General features: G+C 65.0%; 16 protein-coding genes and 3 pseudogenes. 13 read left to right on the forward strand and 6 right to left on the reverse strand.

Annotated elements, in window-relative coordinates; genetic code table 11:
- The 6 genes and pseudogenes from ACZYZ4_RS18035 to ACZYZ4_RS18060 all read left to right on the forward strand — a co-directional run.
- Nucleotides 1-410: pseudogene (locus ACZYZ4_RS18035) on the forward strand (glycine dehydrogenase (aminomethyl-transferring)); the annotation flags it as partial.
- 22 nt (nt 411-432) lie between these two features.
- The gene (gcvT, locus tag ACZYZ4_RS18040; RefSeq protein WP_463863108.1) at nt 433-1,545 is read left to right on the forward strand and encodes a glycine cleavage system aminomethyltransferase GcvT; all 1,113 of its coding nucleotides are present in this window, start codon (nt 433-435) and stop codon (nt 1,543-1,545) included.
- Nucleotides 1,546-1,622: 77 nt separating this feature from the next.
- Entirely contained in the window at nt 1,623-2,006 is a 384-nt protein-coding gene (gene gcvH, locus ACZYZ4_RS18045; RefSeq protein ID WP_463863110.1) for a glycine cleavage system protein GcvH, read from the forward strand.
- Nucleotides 2,003-3,316: a serine hydroxymethyltransferase gene (gene glyA, locus ACZYZ4_RS18050; RefSeq protein WP_463863112.1), complete on the forward strand. Its 1,314-nt coding sequence runs from the start codon at nt 2,003-2,005 to the stop codon at nt 3,314-3,316. The genes gcvH and glyA overlap by 4 nt, the downstream gene beginning before the upstream one ends.
- A gap of 191 nt (nt 3,317-3,507) precedes the next feature.
- Nucleotides 3,508-4,905, forward strand: coding sequence for an L-serine ammonia-lyase (locus ACZYZ4_RS18055; RefSeq protein WP_463863114.1), 1,398 nt, complete (start codon nt 3,508-3,510; stop codon nt 4,903-4,905).
- Nucleotides 4,906-4,918: 13 nt separating this feature from the next.
- Nucleotides 4,919-5,035: pseudogene (locus ACZYZ4_RS18060) on the forward strand (lipoyl synthase); the annotation flags it as partial.
- 80 nt (nt 5,036-5,115) lie between these two features.
- On the opposite strand, the pseudogene ACZYZ4_RS18065 reads toward ACZYZ4_RS18060, so the two are convergent.
- A pseudogene (locus tag ACZYZ4_RS18065) lies at nt 5,116-5,292 on the reverse strand (serine/threonine-protein kinase); the annotation flags it as partial.
- 137 nt (nt 5,293-5,429) lie between these two features.
- On the opposite strand from ACZYZ4_RS18065, the gene lipB reads away from it, so the two are divergent.
- The 5 genes from lipB to purU are packed head-to-tail and all read left to right on the forward strand — an operon-like array spanning nt 5,430 to nt 10,300.
- Complete coding sequence (gene lipB / locus ACZYZ4_RS18070; RefSeq protein WP_463863116.1) at nt 5,430-6,098, forward strand: lipoyl(octanoyl) transferase LipB; 669 nt, start codon at nt 5,430-5,432, stop codon at nt 6,096-6,098.
- On the forward strand, nt 6,095-7,105 hold the full coding sequence (gene lipA, locus ACZYZ4_RS18075) for a lipoyl synthase (RefSeq protein ID WP_463863118.1): 1,011 nt from the start codon (nt 6,095-6,097) through the stop codon (nt 7,103-7,105). The genes lipB and lipA overlap by 4 nt, the downstream gene beginning before the upstream one ends.
- A gap of 41 nt (nt 7,106-7,146) precedes the next feature.
- On the forward strand, nt 7,147-7,977 hold the full coding sequence (locus ACZYZ4_RS18080; protein ID WP_463863120.1) for a methylenetetrahydrofolate reductase: 831 nt from the start codon (nt 7,147-7,149) through the stop codon (nt 7,975-7,977).
- Nucleotides 7,967-9,445, forward strand: a complete 1,479-nt coding sequence (locus ACZYZ4_RS18085; RefSeq protein ID WP_463863122.1) for an amino acid permease — start codon at nt 7,967-7,969, stop codon at nt 9,443-9,445. Before ACZYZ4_RS18080 ends, ACZYZ4_RS18085 begins: the two co-directional genes overlap by 11 nt.
- Nucleotides 9,446-10,300, forward strand: a complete 855-nt coding sequence (purU, locus tag ACZYZ4_RS18090; protein ID WP_463863124.1) for a formyltetrahydrofolate deformylase — start codon at nt 9,446-9,448, stop codon at nt 10,298-10,300.
- 145 nt (nt 10,301-10,445) lie between these two features.
- On the opposite strand, the gene ACZYZ4_RS18095 is transcribed toward purU, so the two are convergent.
- The 3 genes from ACZYZ4_RS18095 to ACZYZ4_RS18105 form a co-directional block, all read right to left on the reverse strand.
- A complete protein-coding gene (locus ACZYZ4_RS18095; protein ID WP_463863126.1) occupies nt 10,446-11,186 on the reverse strand; it encodes a GAF and ANTAR domain-containing protein in 741 nt (246 codons plus the stop codon).
- 141 nt (nt 11,187-11,327) lie between these two features.
- Nucleotides 11,328-12,062 (reverse strand): ANTAR domain-containing protein, encoded by a 735-nt coding sequence (locus ACZYZ4_RS18100; RefSeq protein WP_463863128.1) that lies wholly within the window; start codon nt 12,060-12,062, stop codon nt 11,328-11,330.
- An 8-nt stretch (nt 12,063-12,070) separates the two neighbouring features.
- Nucleotides 12,071-12,229, reverse strand: a complete 159-nt coding sequence (locus tag ACZYZ4_RS18105; protein WP_463863130.1) for a hypothetical protein — start codon at nt 12,227-12,229, stop codon at nt 12,071-12,073.
- Between the two features lie 77 nt (nt 12,230-12,306).
- Here ACZYZ4_RS18105 and ACZYZ4_RS18110 point away from each other — a divergent pair, with 77 nt between their 5' ends.
- Together ACZYZ4_RS18110 and ppsA are read left to right on the forward strand one after the other, a co-directional pair.
- A complete protein-coding gene (locus ACZYZ4_RS18110; protein ID WP_463863132.1) occupies nt 12,307-13,125 on the forward strand; it encodes a pyruvate, water dikinase regulatory protein in 819 nt (272 codons plus the stop codon).
- A gap of 152 nt (nt 13,126-13,277) precedes the next feature.
- Entirely contained in the window at nt 13,278-15,671 is a 2,394-nt protein-coding gene (gene ppsA, locus ACZYZ4_RS18115; RefSeq protein WP_463863133.1) for a phosphoenolpyruvate synthase, read from the forward strand.
- A 121-nt stretch (nt 15,672-15,792) separates the two neighbouring features.
- On the opposite strand, the gene ACZYZ4_RS18120 is transcribed toward ppsA, so the two are convergent.
- Together ACZYZ4_RS18120 and ACZYZ4_RS18125 are read right to left on the reverse strand one after the other, a co-directional pair.
- On the reverse strand, nt 15,793-16,194 hold the full coding sequence (locus ACZYZ4_RS18120; RefSeq protein WP_463863134.1) for a VOC family protein: 402 nt from the start codon (nt 16,192-16,194) through the stop codon (nt 15,793-15,795).
- 22 nt (nt 16,195-16,216) lie between these two features.
- Entirely contained in the window at nt 16,217-16,642 is a 426-nt protein-coding gene (locus tag ACZYZ4_RS18125) for a helix-turn-helix transcriptional regulator (RefSeq protein ID WP_463863135.1), read from the reverse strand.
- Nucleotides 16,643-16,742: the final 100 nt, after the last annotated feature.

Consider the following 16,742-nt stretch of genomic DNA (forward strand, 5'->3'; position numbering starts at 1 on the left):
CCGGCGTCACCGCGGAGGATGTGGCCAAGCGCCTTATCGACTACGGCTTCCACGCCCCCACCCTCGCCTTCCCGGTTGCGGGCACGCTGATGGTGGAACCGACGGAGTCCGAGGACCTCGTGGAGATCGACCGGTTCATCGACGCGATGATCACCATCCGCCAGGAAATCGACCAGGTGGCCAACGGCGACTTCACCGTGGAGAACAGCCCGCTGCGCCACGCACCCCACACCGCGTCCGCCGTCGTCTCCTCCGACTGGACCCGCCAGTACCCGCGGGAGCAGGCCGCCTTCCCGATCGCCTCGCTCAAGCAGGACAAGTACTTCCCGCCCGTAGGCCGCATCGACGGCGCAGCCGGGGACCGCAACCTGATCTGCTCCTGCCCACCCATCGAAGAATTCGCGAACTAGTTTCGTGTGAAAGGCTTTCACAATGACTGAGAACTACACCGCTCTCTACGAAGAGCACAAGAAACTCGGCGCTTCCTTCACCGATTTCGGTGGCTGGCAGATGCCCCTGAAGTACAGCTCCGAGCTGGCCGAGCACCACGCGGTGCGCACAGCCGCCGGCCTGTTCGACCTCTCCCACATGGGCGAGGTCTGGGTCTCCGGCCTGGAAGCCGGCGAGTTCCTGGACTACGCGCTGGTAGGCAAGCTCTCCGCCATCGCGGACGGGAAGGCCAAGTACTCGCTCATCTGCAACGCCGACGGCGGCATCATCGATGACCTCATCGTGTACCGCTTTGGCGACGAGAAGTACCTCGTGGTCCCGAACGCGGGCAACGCCCCCACCGTCGCCGTCGCCCTGGCCGAACGCGCCGTGGCGTTCAACGTGCAGGTGGAGGACGCCTCCGCAATCACCTCGCTGATCGCGGTCCAGGGTCCCAAGGCCGAGGCCATCCTGCTCAAGCTGACCGCTGAGGCCCAGCACGCGCTGGTCACGGACCTGAAGTACTACGCGTTCAACGAGCTCACCGTGGCCGGCCACAACGTCATCCTGGCGCGCACCGGGTACACCGGCGAGGACGGCTTCGAGCTCTTTGTAGCGAACGACGGCGCCGCCTCCCTGTGGGCGTCCGTCGCCGAAGCGGGGGCTGAGTTCGGCATCGTTCCGTGCGGCCTCGCCTCCCGCGATTCGCTCCGCCTCGAAGCCGGGATGCCGCTGTACGGCAACGAGCTTTCCCTCGAACGGTCACCGTTCGACGCCGGCCTGGGCGGCGTTGTGGCACTCAAGAGCAAGGAAGGCGACTTCGTGGGCCGCTCCGCCCTGGAAGCCGCCAAGGAAGCCGGATCAAAGCGTAAGCTTGTGGGCTTGAAGGGTCTCGGCCGCCGCGCCGGCCGCGGGCACTACCCGGTGCTCAAGGACGGCGCAGTTGTTGGCGAAGTCACCTCCGGCCAGCCCAGCCCCACCCTCGGCTACCCGGTTGCGATGGCTTATGTCGACGTCGAGCACGCCGAGATTGGCATCGCCTTGGACATCGACCTGCGCGGCAAGGCAGAACCTTTCGAGGTTGTCGCCCTGCCGTTCTACAAGCGCCAGAAATAGCCCAACGCTCTCCCACTTTATGCAGTGTTTGGGCCAACGCTCTCTCACTTGTTGCACTCCAAACGTAAGGAACACACATGGCTAAGGTTGCCGCTGAACTGAAGTACTCCGCCGAGCACGAGTGGATCTCCACTGATGGCTCAGGTCCGTCCGTTGTTGGCGTGTCCGCTGTCGCCGCTGAGGCGCTGGGCGACATCGTTTACATTGACCTGCCCGAGGTTGGCTCCACTGTGACCGCGGGGGAGACCTGTGGCGAGATCGAGTCCACCAAGTCCGTTTCTGACCTGTACTCCCCGGTGACGGGCGAGGTTACGGAAATCAATGACGGCGCCGTGAGCGATCCTGCGCTGGTCAACTCCGATCCGTACGGTGCCGGCTGGCTGTTCAAGGTCACCGTTGAGTCCGAGGGCCCGCTGCTGTCCGCACAGGAATACGCCGAAGTAAACGGTGGCGAGCTGTGAGCGCCGCTGCAGCAGGCACCGCAGTTTTCGAGCAGGTAGTCTCCGCGAGCCTGGACACCGACCTCTCGGTGCTTGACCCGGAGATCGCCGTCAAGATCGACGACGAACTGGGCCGCCAGCGCAATGGCCTGGAAATGATCGCCTCCGAGAACCACACGGCCGTTGCCGTAATGCAGGCGCAGGGCTCGGTCCTGACCAACAAGTACGCCGAGGGCTACCCGGGCAAGCGCTACTACGGTGGCTGCGAGCACGTGGACGTCATCGAGCAGCTGGCCATCGACCGCGTCAAGGCCCTGTTCGGTGCCGAGTTCGCCAACGTGCAGCCGCACTCCGGCGCTCAGGCGAACGCCTCGGTGATGCACGCGCTGATCAAGCCGGGCGATACCATCATGGGCCTGAACCTGGCCCACGGCGGTCACCTGACCCACGGCATGAAGATCAACTTCTCCGGCAAGCTGTACAACGTGGTCCCGTACCAGGTCCGCGAAGACACCCACACCATTGACATGGCCGAGGTGGAGCGCCTGGCGCTGGAGCACAAGCCGCAGCTGATCGTTGCGGGCTGGTCGGCCTACGCCCGCCAGCTGGACTTCGCCGAGTTCCGCCGGATCGCTGATCTGGTGGGTGCCTACCTGATGGTGGACATGGCGCACTTCGCGGGTCTGGTGGCAGCTGGCCTGCACCCGAGCCCGGTGCCGCACGCCCACGTCACCACGTCCACCACGCACAAGACCCTCGCTGGTCCGCGCGGCGGCATCATTCTCTCCAACGATGCCGCGATCGCCAAGAAGATCAACTCGGCCGTGTTCCCGGGCCAGCAGGGCGGCCCGCTGGAGCACGTCATCGCCGGCAAGGCTGTGGCCTTCAAGATCGCAGCAACGCCGGAGTTCAAGGAACGCCAGGAGCGCGTCCTGGCCGGCGCCAGCATCCTGGCCGACCGACTGGTCCAGCCGGACGTCACCGCCAAGGGCATCAACGTGATCTCCGGCGGCACCGACGTGCACCTGGTCCTGGTTGACCTGCGCAACTGCGAGCTGGATGGCCAGCAGGCCGAGGACCGCCTGGCCGCGATTGACATCACCGTCAACCGCAACGCCGTGCCGTTCGACCCGCGCCCGCCGATGGTCACGTCCGGCCTCCGCATCGGCACCCCCGCGCTGGCCACCCGCGGTTTCGGTGAGGCAGCCTTCCGTGAAGTTGCGGACATCATCGCCGAGGCATTGATTGCCGACGCCGACGCGGACCTTTCCGGGCTGCGTCACCGGGTAGAGGCACTCGCCGCCGCCCACCCGCTGTACCCGGGGCTCTAGCCCCTTCCATTGGTTGGGGCCCGTCGGGTTCGGATTCCTCTGCATGCTCGGTCGCGAAGACGCCCGCTGAGCGGACGTGACGCTCCCTTAGACGCATGCTGCCGGAGTCCGGACCCGAGGGGGCCGCATCCGCCGGGGTAGCGATCCAGCCGGCTCGCATCACCGAAAAATTAGTTAGTTAGGAAATGCACATGGCCGTTGGAGTCTTTGATTTGTTCTCCGTCGGGATCGGGCCGTCGAGTTCGCACACCGTTGGTCCGATGCGCGCTGCCGCAGTGTTCGCCGAGGAGCTCAAGGGCTCCGGCAGCCTGGACAAGGTGGCCGGGCTGCGGGTGGACCTGTACGGGTCGCTGGCGGCAACCGGCCACGGCCACGGCACCATGACGGCCATCCTGCTGGGCCTGGAGGGGTACCACCCCGAAAAGATCCTGCCGGCCGAGGTGGAGGAGCGGCTTGCCGCCATCGCCGGGACCGGCACCCTCCAGGTCGCCGGTTCCGTACCCCTGCCCTATGGCGTCAAGGATATGGTCCTGCGCCCGCTGACTGTCCTGCCGCGGCACACCAACGGCATGACCTTCACAGTGACCGACGAGGCAGGCGAAGTCCTGCACAAGGCCACGTTCTTCTCCGTCGGCGGTGGCTTCATTGTCCGCGAGGGCGAAGAGGACGCGGCCCTGCAGGAACTCGACGAGTCCAAGAAGGAACTGCCGCTGCCGTTCCGCACCGCGGCCGAGCTGCTGGGCCGGTGCCAGTCCAAGGGCCTGTCCATCGGCGACATCATGTTCGTCAACGAACGTGCCTCCAGGTCTGAGGAAGAAATCCGCGAAGGCCTGCTGCACATCTACTCCGTCATGGAGGAGTGCGTGGCAACCAGCCTCAAGCGTGAGGGGCTGCTGCCGGGCGGACTGAAGGTCCGCCGTCGTGCTCCGGACTGGCATGAGCGGCTGGAGAAGGAGGACAAGGACCGGGACCCGAAATACTGGCAGGAATGGGTGAACCTCATCGCCCTGGCGGTGAATGAGGAGAACGCGTCCGGCGGCCGGGTTGTCACGGCACCCACCAACGGTGCTGCGGGGATCATCCCGGCAGTCCTGTATTACGCATTGCATTTCGCACCCGGGATGGACAAGGCCACGCAGGAAGACCGCGACGACGTTGTGGTCAAGTTCCTGCTCACGGCCGGTGCCATCGGGGTGCTGTACAAGGAACAGGCGTCCATTTCGGGTGCCGAGGTGGGCTGCCAGGGCGAGGTGGGATCGGCGTCGTCCATGGCGGCCGGTGCCCTCGCCGAGGTGCTGGGCGGCACACCCCAGCAGGTGGAAAACGCCGCGGAGATCGCGATGGAACACAACCTGGGCCTGACGTGCGATCCGATCGGCGGGCTGGTGCAGGTGCCGTGCATCGAACGGAACGCTATCGCGGCGGCGAAGGCCATCAACGCCGCGAAGATGGCGCTGTGGGGGGACGGCACGCACCGGGTATCCCTGGATGAGGTGATCGTGACCATGCGCGAGACCGGCAGGGACATGAGCTCCAAGTACAAGGAAACAGCCATGGGCGGCCTCGCCGTCAACGTCGTGGAATGCTAAGGGAAGAGAACTTATGACACTGGCACCAGAAGGCCGGAAGCTGCTGCGCGTTGAGCAGCGCAACTCGGCTGTACCCGTGGAGCGGAAGCCGGAGTGGATCAAGGCCAAGGTCCAGATGGGTCCTGAGTATNATCCGGCTGGCCGGTGAAGACGTAGGGCGTCGTGGGCCTTGATCAGGTGCTGGTGGTCGAGGACAGAAAGAATGCGGATTTCACGGCGGATGGCCTCCTCGGCGTCGGCCCCGCTGCGCCCTTCACCAAGGCATTTCAGGGCGAACTCGCGGCCGGACCTTTCTTCACTAACCAGCCACACTGTTGAACTTCCGCCGCGGCCCAAAACGCGGCCCACCAGGAAGCCGGGAACCACCGGGGCAGTGAAATCATCCATGACTCATGTCTAGCGGAATCCGGGAATGCCTGCAGAAGTTATCCACAGGCCATGGGCATCCACTGGATCCGCCGCTGGCATGAGAGGTCCGACACTATAACCAGACCCCTCGCGGATCGAGGTCTAAGCTGGACGGCATGACTCTTGAGTTTTCACAGGTGGGTCTCGCCCCGGATTTCGTTGACTACACGCGCGGCTGGGATCTGCAGCGCGGGATCCACGGCAAGGTCGTCGCAGCCGAGGCGCCCAGCACTGTCCTTATCCTTGAACATGCCGCCGTCTATACAGCCGGCAAGCTCACAGAAGAGCACGAGCGCCCGTTGGACGGCACGCCCGTCGTGGCGGTGGACCGTGGCGGAAAGCTGACTTGGCATGGCCCCGGCCAGCTGATCGCGTATCCGATTCTCAAGCTGAAGAACCGGTCAGGCATCCGCGACTACGTTGAGCGGCTCGAAGCGGTCATGATCACCGTCATGGCTGACTATGGCATCAACGCTCAGCGCATCAAGGGACGCGCCGGCGTATGGATCGCAGCTGACAGCAAAGGCCCGGACCGGAAGATTGCAGCAATCGGCATCCGCGTCCTGGCCGGGGTCACAATGCACGGAGTCGCGATTAACTGCAACAATGATCTGGCACCTTATGCCCAGATCATCGCCTGTGGCATCACCGACGCCAGCGTCACCACAATGTCCATCGAAACCGGCAGGAACATCGCCCCGATCGATATCGCGGACCGCTTCGTGGAAGAATTTCGCAAGCACGAAGAAGCACTCGTTTCAAGCCCTGAGGGAGCACTCCTGTGACACTGGCACCAGAAGGCCGGAAGCTGCTGCGCGTTGAGCAGCGCAACTCGGCTGTACCCGTGGAGCGGAAGCCGGAGTGGATCAAGGCCAAGGTCCAGATGGGTCCTGAGTATGTCCAGCTCAAGAACCTGGTTAAGAAGGAAGGCCTGCACACGGTGTGTGAGGAGGCCGGCTGCCCGAACATTTTTGAGTGCTGGGAAGACAAGGAAGCCACGTTCCTGATCGGCGGGTCCGAATGCACCCGGCGCTGTGATTTCTGCCAGATCGACACGGGCAAGCCGTCCCCGGTGGACATGTTCGAGCCGACCAAGGTGGCCCGCTCGGTCCTGGCCATGCAGCTGCGCTACGCCACCGTGACCGGGGTGGCCCGTGATGACCTGGCCGATGAGGGTGTGTGGCTGTACGCCGAGACGGTCCGGAAGATCCACGAGCTGAACCCGGGCACCGGCGTGGAGCTGCTGATCCCTGACTTCTCCGGCAAGCCCGAACACATCAAGGCGATCTGCGATTCCAAGCCGGAGGTCTTCGCGCACAACGTCGAGACCGTGCCCAGGATTTTCAAGCGGATCCGTCCCGCGTTCCGGTACGACCGGTCCCTGGATGTCATCACCCAGGGCCGGAAGCTGGGCATGGTGACCAAGTCCAACCTGATCCTGGGCATGGGCGAGACCCGCGAGGAGATCTCCGAGGCCCTGCGGGACCTGCACGAGGCAGGCTGCGACCTGATCACCATCACCCAGTACCTCCGCCCCTCCGAACGGCACCTGCCGGTGGACCGGTGGGTCAAGCCGCAGGAGTTCGTGGACCTCCAGGACGAGGCCAACGAGATCGGGTTCCTCGGCGTGATGTCCGGCCCTCTGGTCCGCTCCTCCTACCGTGCCGGCCGGCTCTGGGCCACCGCGATGCGCAAGAAGGGCTGGGAAATCCCCGCCCAGCTCGCCCACATCGAGTCCTCCGGCAGCACCCGCCAGGAAGCCAGCTCACTGCTCGCCGCCCACGCCAGCTGAGCTCTCCGGTATTCAGAACTGGTATCCAGATAGGACCGAAGATGTTCCCTACAAGAATCGAAATCATCCCCTCAACCGGGATCGTTGACCAGGTCCAGGCACTGGTTCCGCTGACCACCACGCTCACCATGACGTGCCTGCCGCACCACGGCATCGAGCGGACCATGCGCACCTCGGTGGAGCTGAGCGCCCTCGGCTATACCGTCATCCCGCACCTGGCGGCGCGCAGCATCCATGACCGGGCCGAACTGACCCGGATCATGCGTGAGTGCGATGGTGCCGGCATCGGCGAGGTGTTTGTGATCGGCGGCGACCGGAAGCAGCCCGCCGGACCGTACGAGTCGGCCCTCCCGCTGCTTGAGGACATCGCCCAGTACACCGGCGGCCGGATGCGCGCCGGCGTGGCAGGCTACCCGGAAGGCCACCCAACCGTGGCCGCCCTGGACCTGCTGGATGCCCTGCAGGACAAGCAGCACCTGGCCACGCACGTCGTCACCCAGATGTGCTTCGACGCCCCCAGAATCCTCGACTACGCGGCGCTCCTGCGCCGCGAAGGCGTGGACCTGCCCGTCTGGGCGGGCGTGGCGGGGTCCGTCCCGCGGACCAAGCTGCTGGCACTTGCCACGCAGATCGGCGTCGGAAGTTCCCTGAAGTTCCTTAGCCGCAAAGGCCCGCTGGCGCGCAAGCTGCTCAGCGGTGACCGCTACTCACCCCACACCCTGGTGGCCGGGCTCGAAAGCCAGCCCGGCATCGCAGGGATCCATCTTTACAGCTTCAACAACCTCGATGCGGTCCCCAACGAAGTGGGCCCCGCATCTTCCCCAACGGCACTCCAGCCAGCATTGATTCGAGGAGCAGCACGTGGGCAGTAGGACCACCGTTTCCCCCCAAACTCCCCACCTTGAGCGGCAGCTCAGCAACAGGCACATCCAGCTGATCGCCATTGGCGGCGCCATCGGCACGGGCCTGTTCATGGGCTCAGGCAAGACCATCTCGGCCGCCGGCCCGTCCGTCATTTTCGTCTACATGATCATCGGCTTCATGCTGTTTTTCGTGATGCGGGCCATGGGCGAACTGCTGCTGTCCAACCTGAACTACAAGTCCTTCAGCGACTTCGCGGCCGACCTGCTGGGCCCCTGGGCCGGGTTCTTCACCGGCTGGACCTACTGGTTCTGCTGGGTGATCACCGGCATCGCGGACGTCATTGCCATCGCCGGTTACTCCAAGGAACTCTGGCCATCGCTGCCCCTGTGGATCCCGGGCCTGGTCACCGTAGGCATTCTCCTGCTCCTGAACCTCGCCACCGTGCGGGCGTTCGGTGAGACGGAGTTCTGGTTCGCACTGATCAAGATCATCGCCATCGCCGCGCTCATCATTGTGGGTCTGTTTATGATCTTCAGCGGTTTCCAGTCCGACGCCGGCCCGGCCACCTTCACGAACCTGTGGAGCCACGGCGGGATGTTCCCGAACGAATTCATGGGTTTTGTCGCCGGCTTCCAGATCGCCGTGTTCGCGTTTGTGGGTATTGAACTCGTAGGAACCACCGCCGCCGAGGCCAGGGACCCGGAGAAGAACCTGCCCAAGGCCATCAACTCCATTCCCATCCGCGTGCTGCTCTTCTACGTAGGCGCCCTCATCATTCTTATGTCGGTCACCCCCTGGACCCAGTTCCAGGCCGGCCACAGCCCGTTCATCGCCATGTTCTCTCTCGCCGGCCTCGGCGCCGCGGCCACCGTGGTGAACCTGGTGGTGCTCAGCTCGGCCATGTCCTCGGCCAACTCCGGCATCTACTCCACGTCCCGCATGGTCTACGGCCTGGCCCAGGAGGGTGACGCCCCCACCGTGTTCAGCCGCCTGTCCGCCCGCAAGGTCCCGCAGAACGCCCTGTTCCTCTCCTGCATCCTGCTGCTCTCCGGCGTCATCCTGATGTATGCGGGCTCGGACATCGGCAAGGCCTTCGACATGGTCACCACCGTGTCCGCCGTCTGCTTCGTGTTTGTCTGGTCCATCATCCTGGCCAGCTACCTGAAGTTCCGGTCACGCCGCCCGCACCTGCACGATTCGTCCAAGTACAAGATGCCCGGCGGCATCCCCATGGTCGGGGTGGTCTTCGCGTTCTTCGCCTTCGTCCTGTGGGCACTGACCACGCAGCCGGACACCCTCGTGGCACTGCTGGTCACCCCGATCTGGTTCGTCATCCTCGGCATCGCCTGGGTCATCCTGCGCAAGCGCCCGGCCCACCTGGCCCGCTACGCGGAGTTCCAGAAGGACCTCGCCGGCGAGAAGGTAGTGGCCGACGAGAAGGCGCTGGCCGATGCGAAGGCTTCGCGGGAGAGCTAAGTGGCAACCGAACATGTTCTGACGGTCAACTGCGCGGAGTCCCCGGGGATCGTCCACGCCATCACCGGGTACCTGCTGGATCACGACTGCGACATCATCGACACTAAGCACTTCGGTGACCGCCAGGCCCAGCAGTTCTTTATGCGGGTGCATTTTGCAGCCGGGAAGACGGCCTTCAGCACGGAGGACCTGCGCCGGGACTTCGAGCCCTTGGCCGCTGAGTGGGCCATGAACTGGCAGCTGGAGCCGCATGGCCGCAAACGCCGGGTCCTGGTGATGGTGTCCAAGTTCGGGCACTGTCTCAACGACCTGCTGTTCCGGGCCCGCACAGGCGACCTGCCGGTGGAAATCGTGGCCGTGGTCTCGAACCACTCGGACCACGAAGAGCTGGTCAAGTGGCACGACATCCCGTTCTTCCACCTCCCGGTCACTCGGGGGAGCAAGCCGGCGCAGGAAGCGCGCCTGCTGGAACTCGTGGATGAATTCGATGTGGAGCTGGTGGTCCTGGCCCGCTACATGCAGGTCCTCAGCGATGAGCTGTCGGCCCAGCTGACAGGCCGGACCATCAACATCCACCACTCGTTCCTGCCCAGCTTCAAGGGGGCCAAGCCGTACCACCAGGCCTATGACCGCGGCGTCAAGACCGTGGGCGCCACGGCGCACTACGTCAACGCCGAGCTGGATGAGGGACCGATCATCGCCCAGCAGGTGATCGACGTGGACCACACGTACACGGCCGAGGACCTTGTACGGGTGGGCCGCGACGCCGAGTGCAAGGCGCTGAGCAACGCGGTGCGGTGGCACTGCGAAGGCCGGGTAATGCTCGACGGCGGGCGCACAGTCGTTCTGCGCTGACCGTCCTGCGCGTCCCCACCCAACTGGGTCGCCCTAACTGTCGTTTCGAGCTCTCAGAACGACAGTTAGCGCTACCTACATTCGGGGGAGTGGGGTGGGGCCCAAGCGTCCGGAGGCAAACTAATTCTCGACGGCGGGATCCGGCTTAGGCGCGCTGCTGGAAGTGTGTGGCCGGAACGCCGCCGGGTAAGGTGCGCAGCATCCCTTCGGCGACGTCGCGGATGGTCAGGTTCCGCTGACTCGATGCGAGCGTAAGAACCTGGAACGCTGCCTCGTAGGAGCACTGGTTCTGGCCCATGATCACGCCGCAGGCGGTGTTGATCGCGGTGCGGCTGGCCAGGGCTGCGCGGAGATCTGCGGAATGGGCCAGACCGGCCCTGACCTGCAGCGCCAGGACGAGGCTCGTGGCCGCAACTTCGGAGAAGGCCAGTACCTGGGTGGCCACCACCGGGGCGAACACGTTCGTTTCCGCCGAATACACCGTCAGTGCGCCCCGGTAGCCGCTCTCCAGCTGCAATGGCACGGCGACGGCTGATCGGAACCCGGCGGCCCTGAGGCTCGCCGGGTATTCGTGCCAGCGCTTGTTCAGGCAGTGACCGTTGAGGATGATGGTCAGGCGGCCGTCCAGGGCCCGCGACGTGGGGCCTTGTCCGGCGAGCTGGTCCCGGCGGGAAAGGCCGCCGGCGACGTCGGTGGATGCCGCTGTGAAGGGCGTTCCGTCCGGCCGCACCATGGTCACTGTACTCTCCACAGGGGAGCCGGCCATATCGCTCAAGGCGGGAGCCGCGATCCGGGCAAGGGCACACACCGATGCCGCTTCCGAGTGTCCGCGGATATCCAGCAGGACGCCTGAGACGCGCCAGTCCACCAGTTGATCGATCATCATGCCCCAGTCCTCATGTGTCGGTACGCCCTCATCGTAAAAGCCCCTGCCGGGTGGCACACGAGTAGTGAGTACTCGCTTTTCTTCCGGGGCGGGACAGCTGTACCCAGGCCAGGTTTCGTGGGTGCTCGTCGGGCGGGCTGCCTACACGTCGAAGTAGGTGGTGGCTTCCTCGCCCGAGACCTTCCGGACGATTTCGTCAGCCACGTCACGGAGCTTCAGGTTCCGGTGGCTGGAGACCTTCGTCAGGATGGTCATGGCCTCGGACTGGCTGCAGCGGTTCTGGGCCATGATGATCCCGCTGGCAAGGTTGATGGCTGTGCGGCTCATCATCGCCGCGCTGAGGTCGTCCGCGGCGCTCTCGGCGGTTCCCACCCTGACAGCCAAGCGGACGGCACTGCCTGCGACGGCGGCGAAGCTGGCCGCCTCACTGATGGTTTCCTCGGTGAATACGCCAGTGGCCGGCGCGAAGAAGTTCAGGACTGCGGCGGCGTGTTCACCGAGTTCAAGGGGGACGCCGAGGACACTGTGGATGCCCTCCTCGATCAGGCGTTCCTGGTAGACGGGCCAGCGCGGGTCAGTGCGGACATCGGCCAGCAGCACAGGGGTCGCCGCCTTCAACGCCGCAATGCATGGCCCGTCGCCCACGGACTGTTCGATGCGGTCCAGGTGGACGGCGTGCTCGGTGCTCCCCGTGACCGTCGTGGTTTTCCTGGCGTGCTTGAGGGTGACCCCGCATTCCAGCGTGGCGCCGGCGGAGCGGCTAAGTGCGGCCGCGGCCATGATCGAGAACCCGCCCAGGAAATCAGCCACCGATCCCGTGCCGATAATCAGGTCCTGCAGCTCAAGGAGCAGTTCGTGTTTGGGCGAATTGGTCATGCCCAAATCTAGGCCGAGTAGAAGAGGGCCCACAAGCTGGCCATCAGCGTGATCGCCCTCCACAACCACGATCTGCCGGTCCGGAGCGTCCGGTCCAGCAGCTTCCGCGTGCCGGTCCTCGCGTCCATGATCCAGATCAGGTCCAGTGAACGCACGACGTCGGTCACCCGGCCTTTGTGGAAAAGCCTGCCGTTGTACTACCGGGTGATTTTTCCGTATCGGCTCTCCGGTGGAGAATGCGTTCATGACCAATGACGAGATTCGGCCTGTCTACTTCCTTTCGGACAGCACCGGCATCACCGCGGAAACGCTCGGCAACACCTTGTTGACGCAGTTCCCCGCGAATAACTTTGACCGCATTACGGTTCCGTTCATTACCACCGTCGAGCAGGCCAGAACCGTGGTGGGCACCATCGACAAACTGGGCGCCACCGGCCCGCAGCCGATCGTCTTTTCCACAGCCGTGAGCAGCGACATCAGACAGGCCATTGCAAAGTGCCAGGGGATCATCGTGGATCTTATCGGGACGCATGTGGGACAGCTGGAGCAGGCCCTCGGTTCCCCGGCCAGCGCTGAACCCGGCAGGGCCCACGGCCTGGGCAACGCGGAGCGGTATCAGTCCCGGATGGCCGCCGTCGAGTACGCCATGGAGCACGACGACGGCCAGAGCCTGCGGGCGCTGGAAAAGGCCCAGGTCATCCTGGTGGCGCCGTCTCGCTGCGGAAAAACGCCCACCACCATGTACCTGGCGCTCCAACACGGCATCTTCGCCGCGAACTTCCCGCTGGTGGACGAGGACTTTCAACGGGAGGGGCTGCCCAAGCCGCTGCGGCCTTTTGTTGAGAAGTGTTTCGGGCTGTCCTCCAACCCCCTGCGGCTGAGCCAGATCCGCACCGAACGGCGCCGCGGCTCACCCTACGCGTCGCTGCGGCAGTGCGGCTTCGAACTGCGCAGCGCCGAGCAGTTATACGTCGCCCACCGGATCCCATACTTGAATTCGGCCACCGTGTCCGTGGAGGAAATGGCCGCCACCATCCTGCAGCGTATGAACCTCAAACATTAGGGAAAATTTTCACAATCCAGGTGTGGCGCACGTCATGTTGGAAAGAGCGCCCTTGACCTGTCACTGTAGACAGGATTCGCGCCCAGCAACCGGCCACAGCCGCGAGCGGGGCGGCGCCAACGCATGCCATCATCTGCAAAGGAGCAGCAATTATGACTTCAGACATCCTGTGGTTCTCAGAACTCGGACTCAAGGACCTGGACCGGGTAGGCGGCAAGAACGCCTCCCTTGGGGAGATGGTGCAGAACCTGACCTCCGCCGGCGTGCAGGTTCCGGACGGCTTCGCCACAACAGCGGACGCCTACCGCAGCTTCCTAGCTGACTCCTGCCTGGACCAGAAGATCGCGGACCGGCTGGTGGGCCTGGATACCGATGACGTGACGGCCCTCGCCGCGGCAGGCCAGGAAATCCGGACCCTCATGCGCGAGACGCCCTTCCTGCCGGACTTCGAGGCGCAGATCCGGAACTCCTACCAGCAGCTGGTGGACAAGCACGGGGGCTCCCAGGACCTCTCCTGGGCCGTCCGTTCCAGCGCAACGGCGGAAGACCTCCCGGATGCCTCCTTCGCCGGGCAGCAGGAAACCTTCCTGAACGTCCGCGGCATCGAGAACATCCTGCTCGCCATCAAGGATGTGTTCGCGTCCCTCTACAACGACCGCGCCATCGCGTACCGCGTGCACCACAAATTCGAACACGCCGAGGTGGCACTCTCGGCGGGCATCCAGCGGATGGTGCGCTCCGACGTCGGCGCCTCCGGCGTGATGTTCACCATGGACACCGAGTCCGGGTTCCAGGACGCCGTGTTCGTCACCTCCTCCTACGGGCTGGGCGAGGCCGTGGTCCAGGGCGCCGTGAACCCCGATGAGTTCTACGTTTACAAACCCGCGCTGCAGGCCGGCCGCCCCGCCATCCTCAAGCGCGGACTGGGCGAGAAGGCCCTCCAGATGACCTACACGGACAGCCAGGAGATTGGCCGCACCATCGACTTCGTGCCGGTGGAGGCCTCGTTGCGGAACCGCTTCAGCCTCAGCGACGACGACGTCGAGCAGCTTGCCCGGCACGCCGTCGCCATCGAGAACCACTACGGCCGCCCCATGGACATCGAATGGGGCAAGGACGGGATCGACGGCGGCCTGTACATCCTGCAGGCCCGTCCGGAGACCGTGCAGTCCCGCCGCGCCGCCGGCAGCCTCAGCCGTTTCCGCCTCAACGCGACCGGCCGGGTACTGGCCGAAGGCCGCGCCATCGGCCAGCGCATCGGTGCCGGCAGCGTCCGCATCCTCACCGCGATCGACCAGATGGCCGCCTTCAAGACCGGCGATGTCCTCGTCGCCGACATGACCGACCCGGACTGGGAACCGATCATGAAGCGCGCTTCCGCCATCGTCACCAACCGCGGCGGACGCACCTGCCACGCGGCCATTATTGCCCGCGAACTGGGGATTCCCGCCGTCGTCGGCACCGGGGACGCCACGGCCGTGCTCTCCGACGGAATCGAGGTGACCGTCTCCTGCGCCGACGGTGAGACGGGCACCATCTACGAAGGGCTCCTGGACTTCAGTGTCGAGGAAACCGCGATCACCGAGCTGCCGGAGGCCCCGGTCAAGGTCATGATGAATGTGGGTACCCCGGAGCAGGCGTTCACCTTCGCGCAGCTGCCGAACCACGGCGTGGGCCTGGCGCGGCTGGAGTTCATCATCAACCGCCAGATCGGCATCCACCCCAAGGCACTCCTGAACCTGGACAGCCAGCCGGCGGACGTGGCCGCGGAAATCCGGGAACGGATTGCCGCGTACGACAGCCCGCGCGAGTACTACATCAAGCGGCTGGCCGAAGGGGTGTCCACCATCGCGGCGGCGTTCGCACCGGAGCCGGTGATTGTGCGTATGTCCGACTTCAAGTCCAACGAGTACGCCAACCTCATCGGCGGACCGGCCTACGAGCCGCACGAAGAGAACCCGATGCTCGGCTTCCGCGGCGCCTCCCGGTACCTGGAGCCGTCCTTCCGGGACTGCTTCGACCTCGAGTGCGAGGCCCTGTCCTTCGTCCGCAACGAGATGGGGCTGACCAACGTCAAGCTGATGATCCCGTTCGTGCGGACTTTGGATGAGGCCCGCGGCGTCATCGAGCTGCTGGCGGAGAACGGCCTGGTCCGTGGCGAGAACGGCCTCGAGGTGATCATGATGTGTGAGATTCCGTCCAACGCGCTGTTGGCCGACGAATTCCTGGATTACTTCGACGGATTCTCCATCGGCTCCAATGACATGACCCAGCTGGCCCTGGGCCTGGACCGGGATTCCGCGATTGTCTCGGGCGGCTTCGATGAACGCGATCCTGCCGTCAAGAAGCTCCTGAGCATGGCCATCAAGGCCTGCAAGGAGCGCGGCAAGTATGTTGGCATCTGCGGTCAGGGTCCCAGCGACCACGCGGACTTCGCCGAGTGGCTGGTCGAGGAAGGCATTGATTCCGTCTCCTTGAACCCCGACACCGTGGTGGACACCTGGCTCCGGCTTTCCGGCGCCGCAGTCGGCGCAGGCGCGAACTGAACGCACGACGTCGGCACCCGGCTTGGGTGCCGACGTCGGCCGGTGATTGAGCCGGGCCCACGACCGCAGGGTTCCCTGACCGAGCTTGCGAGGATAGGGAGCGGTTGGGGGAGCGAATCCGTCAGCCCTGGTTGATGCGGATCATGTTGCCGGAGGGGTCGCGGAAGGCGCAGTCGCGCGGGCCCCAGGGCTGGACGATGGGTTCCTGGAGAACCTCGGCGCCGGAGGCCCGGGCGGCTTCGTAGGCGGCGTCGAGATCGTCCGTGCTGAACACGAGCATGGGCATAACGCCCTTGGTGAGCAGCTCCTGGATGGCGTCCCCGTCGGCCTGGGAGCGGCCCGCGTGCGGAGGGGACAGGACAATCTCAAGGTCGGGCTGGGCGGCACTGCCAAGGGTGACCCAGCGCTGTCCGTCCGAGCCGACGTCGTTCCGGACTTCCAAGCCAAGGGCGTCACGGTAGAAGGCAAGGGACTCATCGAGATCGTTGACGGTGACGTGTGCGTACTTCAATGAAATGTTCATGTTTCACACGCTATTGCAGTGGTTATGAAGAAGCTTCTTCAATCCTGCTCAGCTTGCGGGCGGGCCGGGTATGCTGCCGGGCGATGCATGTAGGCATCGCCTTCACGGCGTGGTGTTCGCGGGCACGGTAGGCGCTGGGCGTTATGCCGACGATCTCGGTGAACCGCGAGCTGAAGGAACCCAGGGACGTGGAGCCCACCTCCATGCACGCATCGGTCACGCTGGCACCGGCGCGCAGCAACGCCATGGCGCGTTCGATCCGCCGCGTCATGAGGTAGTTGTACGGCGTCTCACCGTAGGCGGCTTTGAACTGGCGGGAGAAGTGCGCCGCTGACATGAGGGCACCGGCGGCCATGGTGGGCACGTCCAGCGGCCGGGCGTAGTCGCGGTCGATCAGGTCACGGGCCCGGCGCAAGTGGGCCAGGTTGGCCAGCTCATGCGGTGTCATGGCGCCATTCTAGTAGCCCCGGTGACCACTTCTTCGGCCGGCAACGTGTAGCCCCCGCGGAGCCAGAGTGCGAGTGCTGCGGTAATGAGCGTCTCCGGCC

The organism is Pseudarthrobacter adonitolis, assembly GCF_055412845.1.

Coding starts and splice junctions, on each gene's coding strand:
- gcvT (WP_463863108.1), top strand. CDS start 433: ATGACTGAGAACTACACCGCTCTCTACGAAGAGCACAAGAAACTCGGC.
- ACZYZ4_RS18120 (WP_463863134.1), bottom strand. CDS start 16,194: ATGAACATTTCATTGAAGTACGCACACGTCACCGTCAACGATCTCGAT.
- ACZYZ4_RS18080 (WP_463863120.1), top strand. CDS start 7,147: ATGTTCCCTACAAGAATCGAAATCATCCCCTCAACCGGGATCGTTGAC.
- gcvH (WP_463863110.1), top strand. CDS start 1,623: ATGGCTAAGGTTGCCGCTGAACTGAAGTACTCCGCCGAGCACGAGTGG.
- lipB (WP_463863116.1), top strand. CDS start 5,430: ATGACTCTTGAGTTTTCACAGGTGGGTCTCGCCCCGGATTTCGTTGAC.
- ACZYZ4_RS18055 (WP_463863114.1), top strand. CDS start 3,508: ATGGCCGTTGGAGTCTTTGATTTGTTCTCCGTCGGGATCGGGCCGTCG.
- ppsA (WP_463863133.1), top strand. CDS start 13,278: ATGACTTCAGACATCCTGTGGTTCTCAGAACTCGGACTCAAGGACCTG.
- ACZYZ4_RS18095 (WP_463863126.1), bottom strand. CDS start 11,186: ATGATGATCGATCAACTGGTGGACTGGCGCGTCTCAGGCGTCCTGCTG.
- ACZYZ4_RS18125 (WP_463863135.1), bottom strand. CDS start 16,642: ATGACACCGCATGAGCTGGCCAACCTGGCCCACTTGCGCCGGGCCCGT.
- ACZYZ4_RS18110 (WP_463863132.1), top strand. CDS start 12,307: ATGACCAATGACGAGATTCGGCCTGTCTACTTCCTTTCGGACAGCACC.
- ACZYZ4_RS18100 (WP_463863128.1), bottom strand. CDS start 12,062: ATGACCAATTCGCCCAAACACGAACTGCTCCTTGAGCTGCAGGACCTG.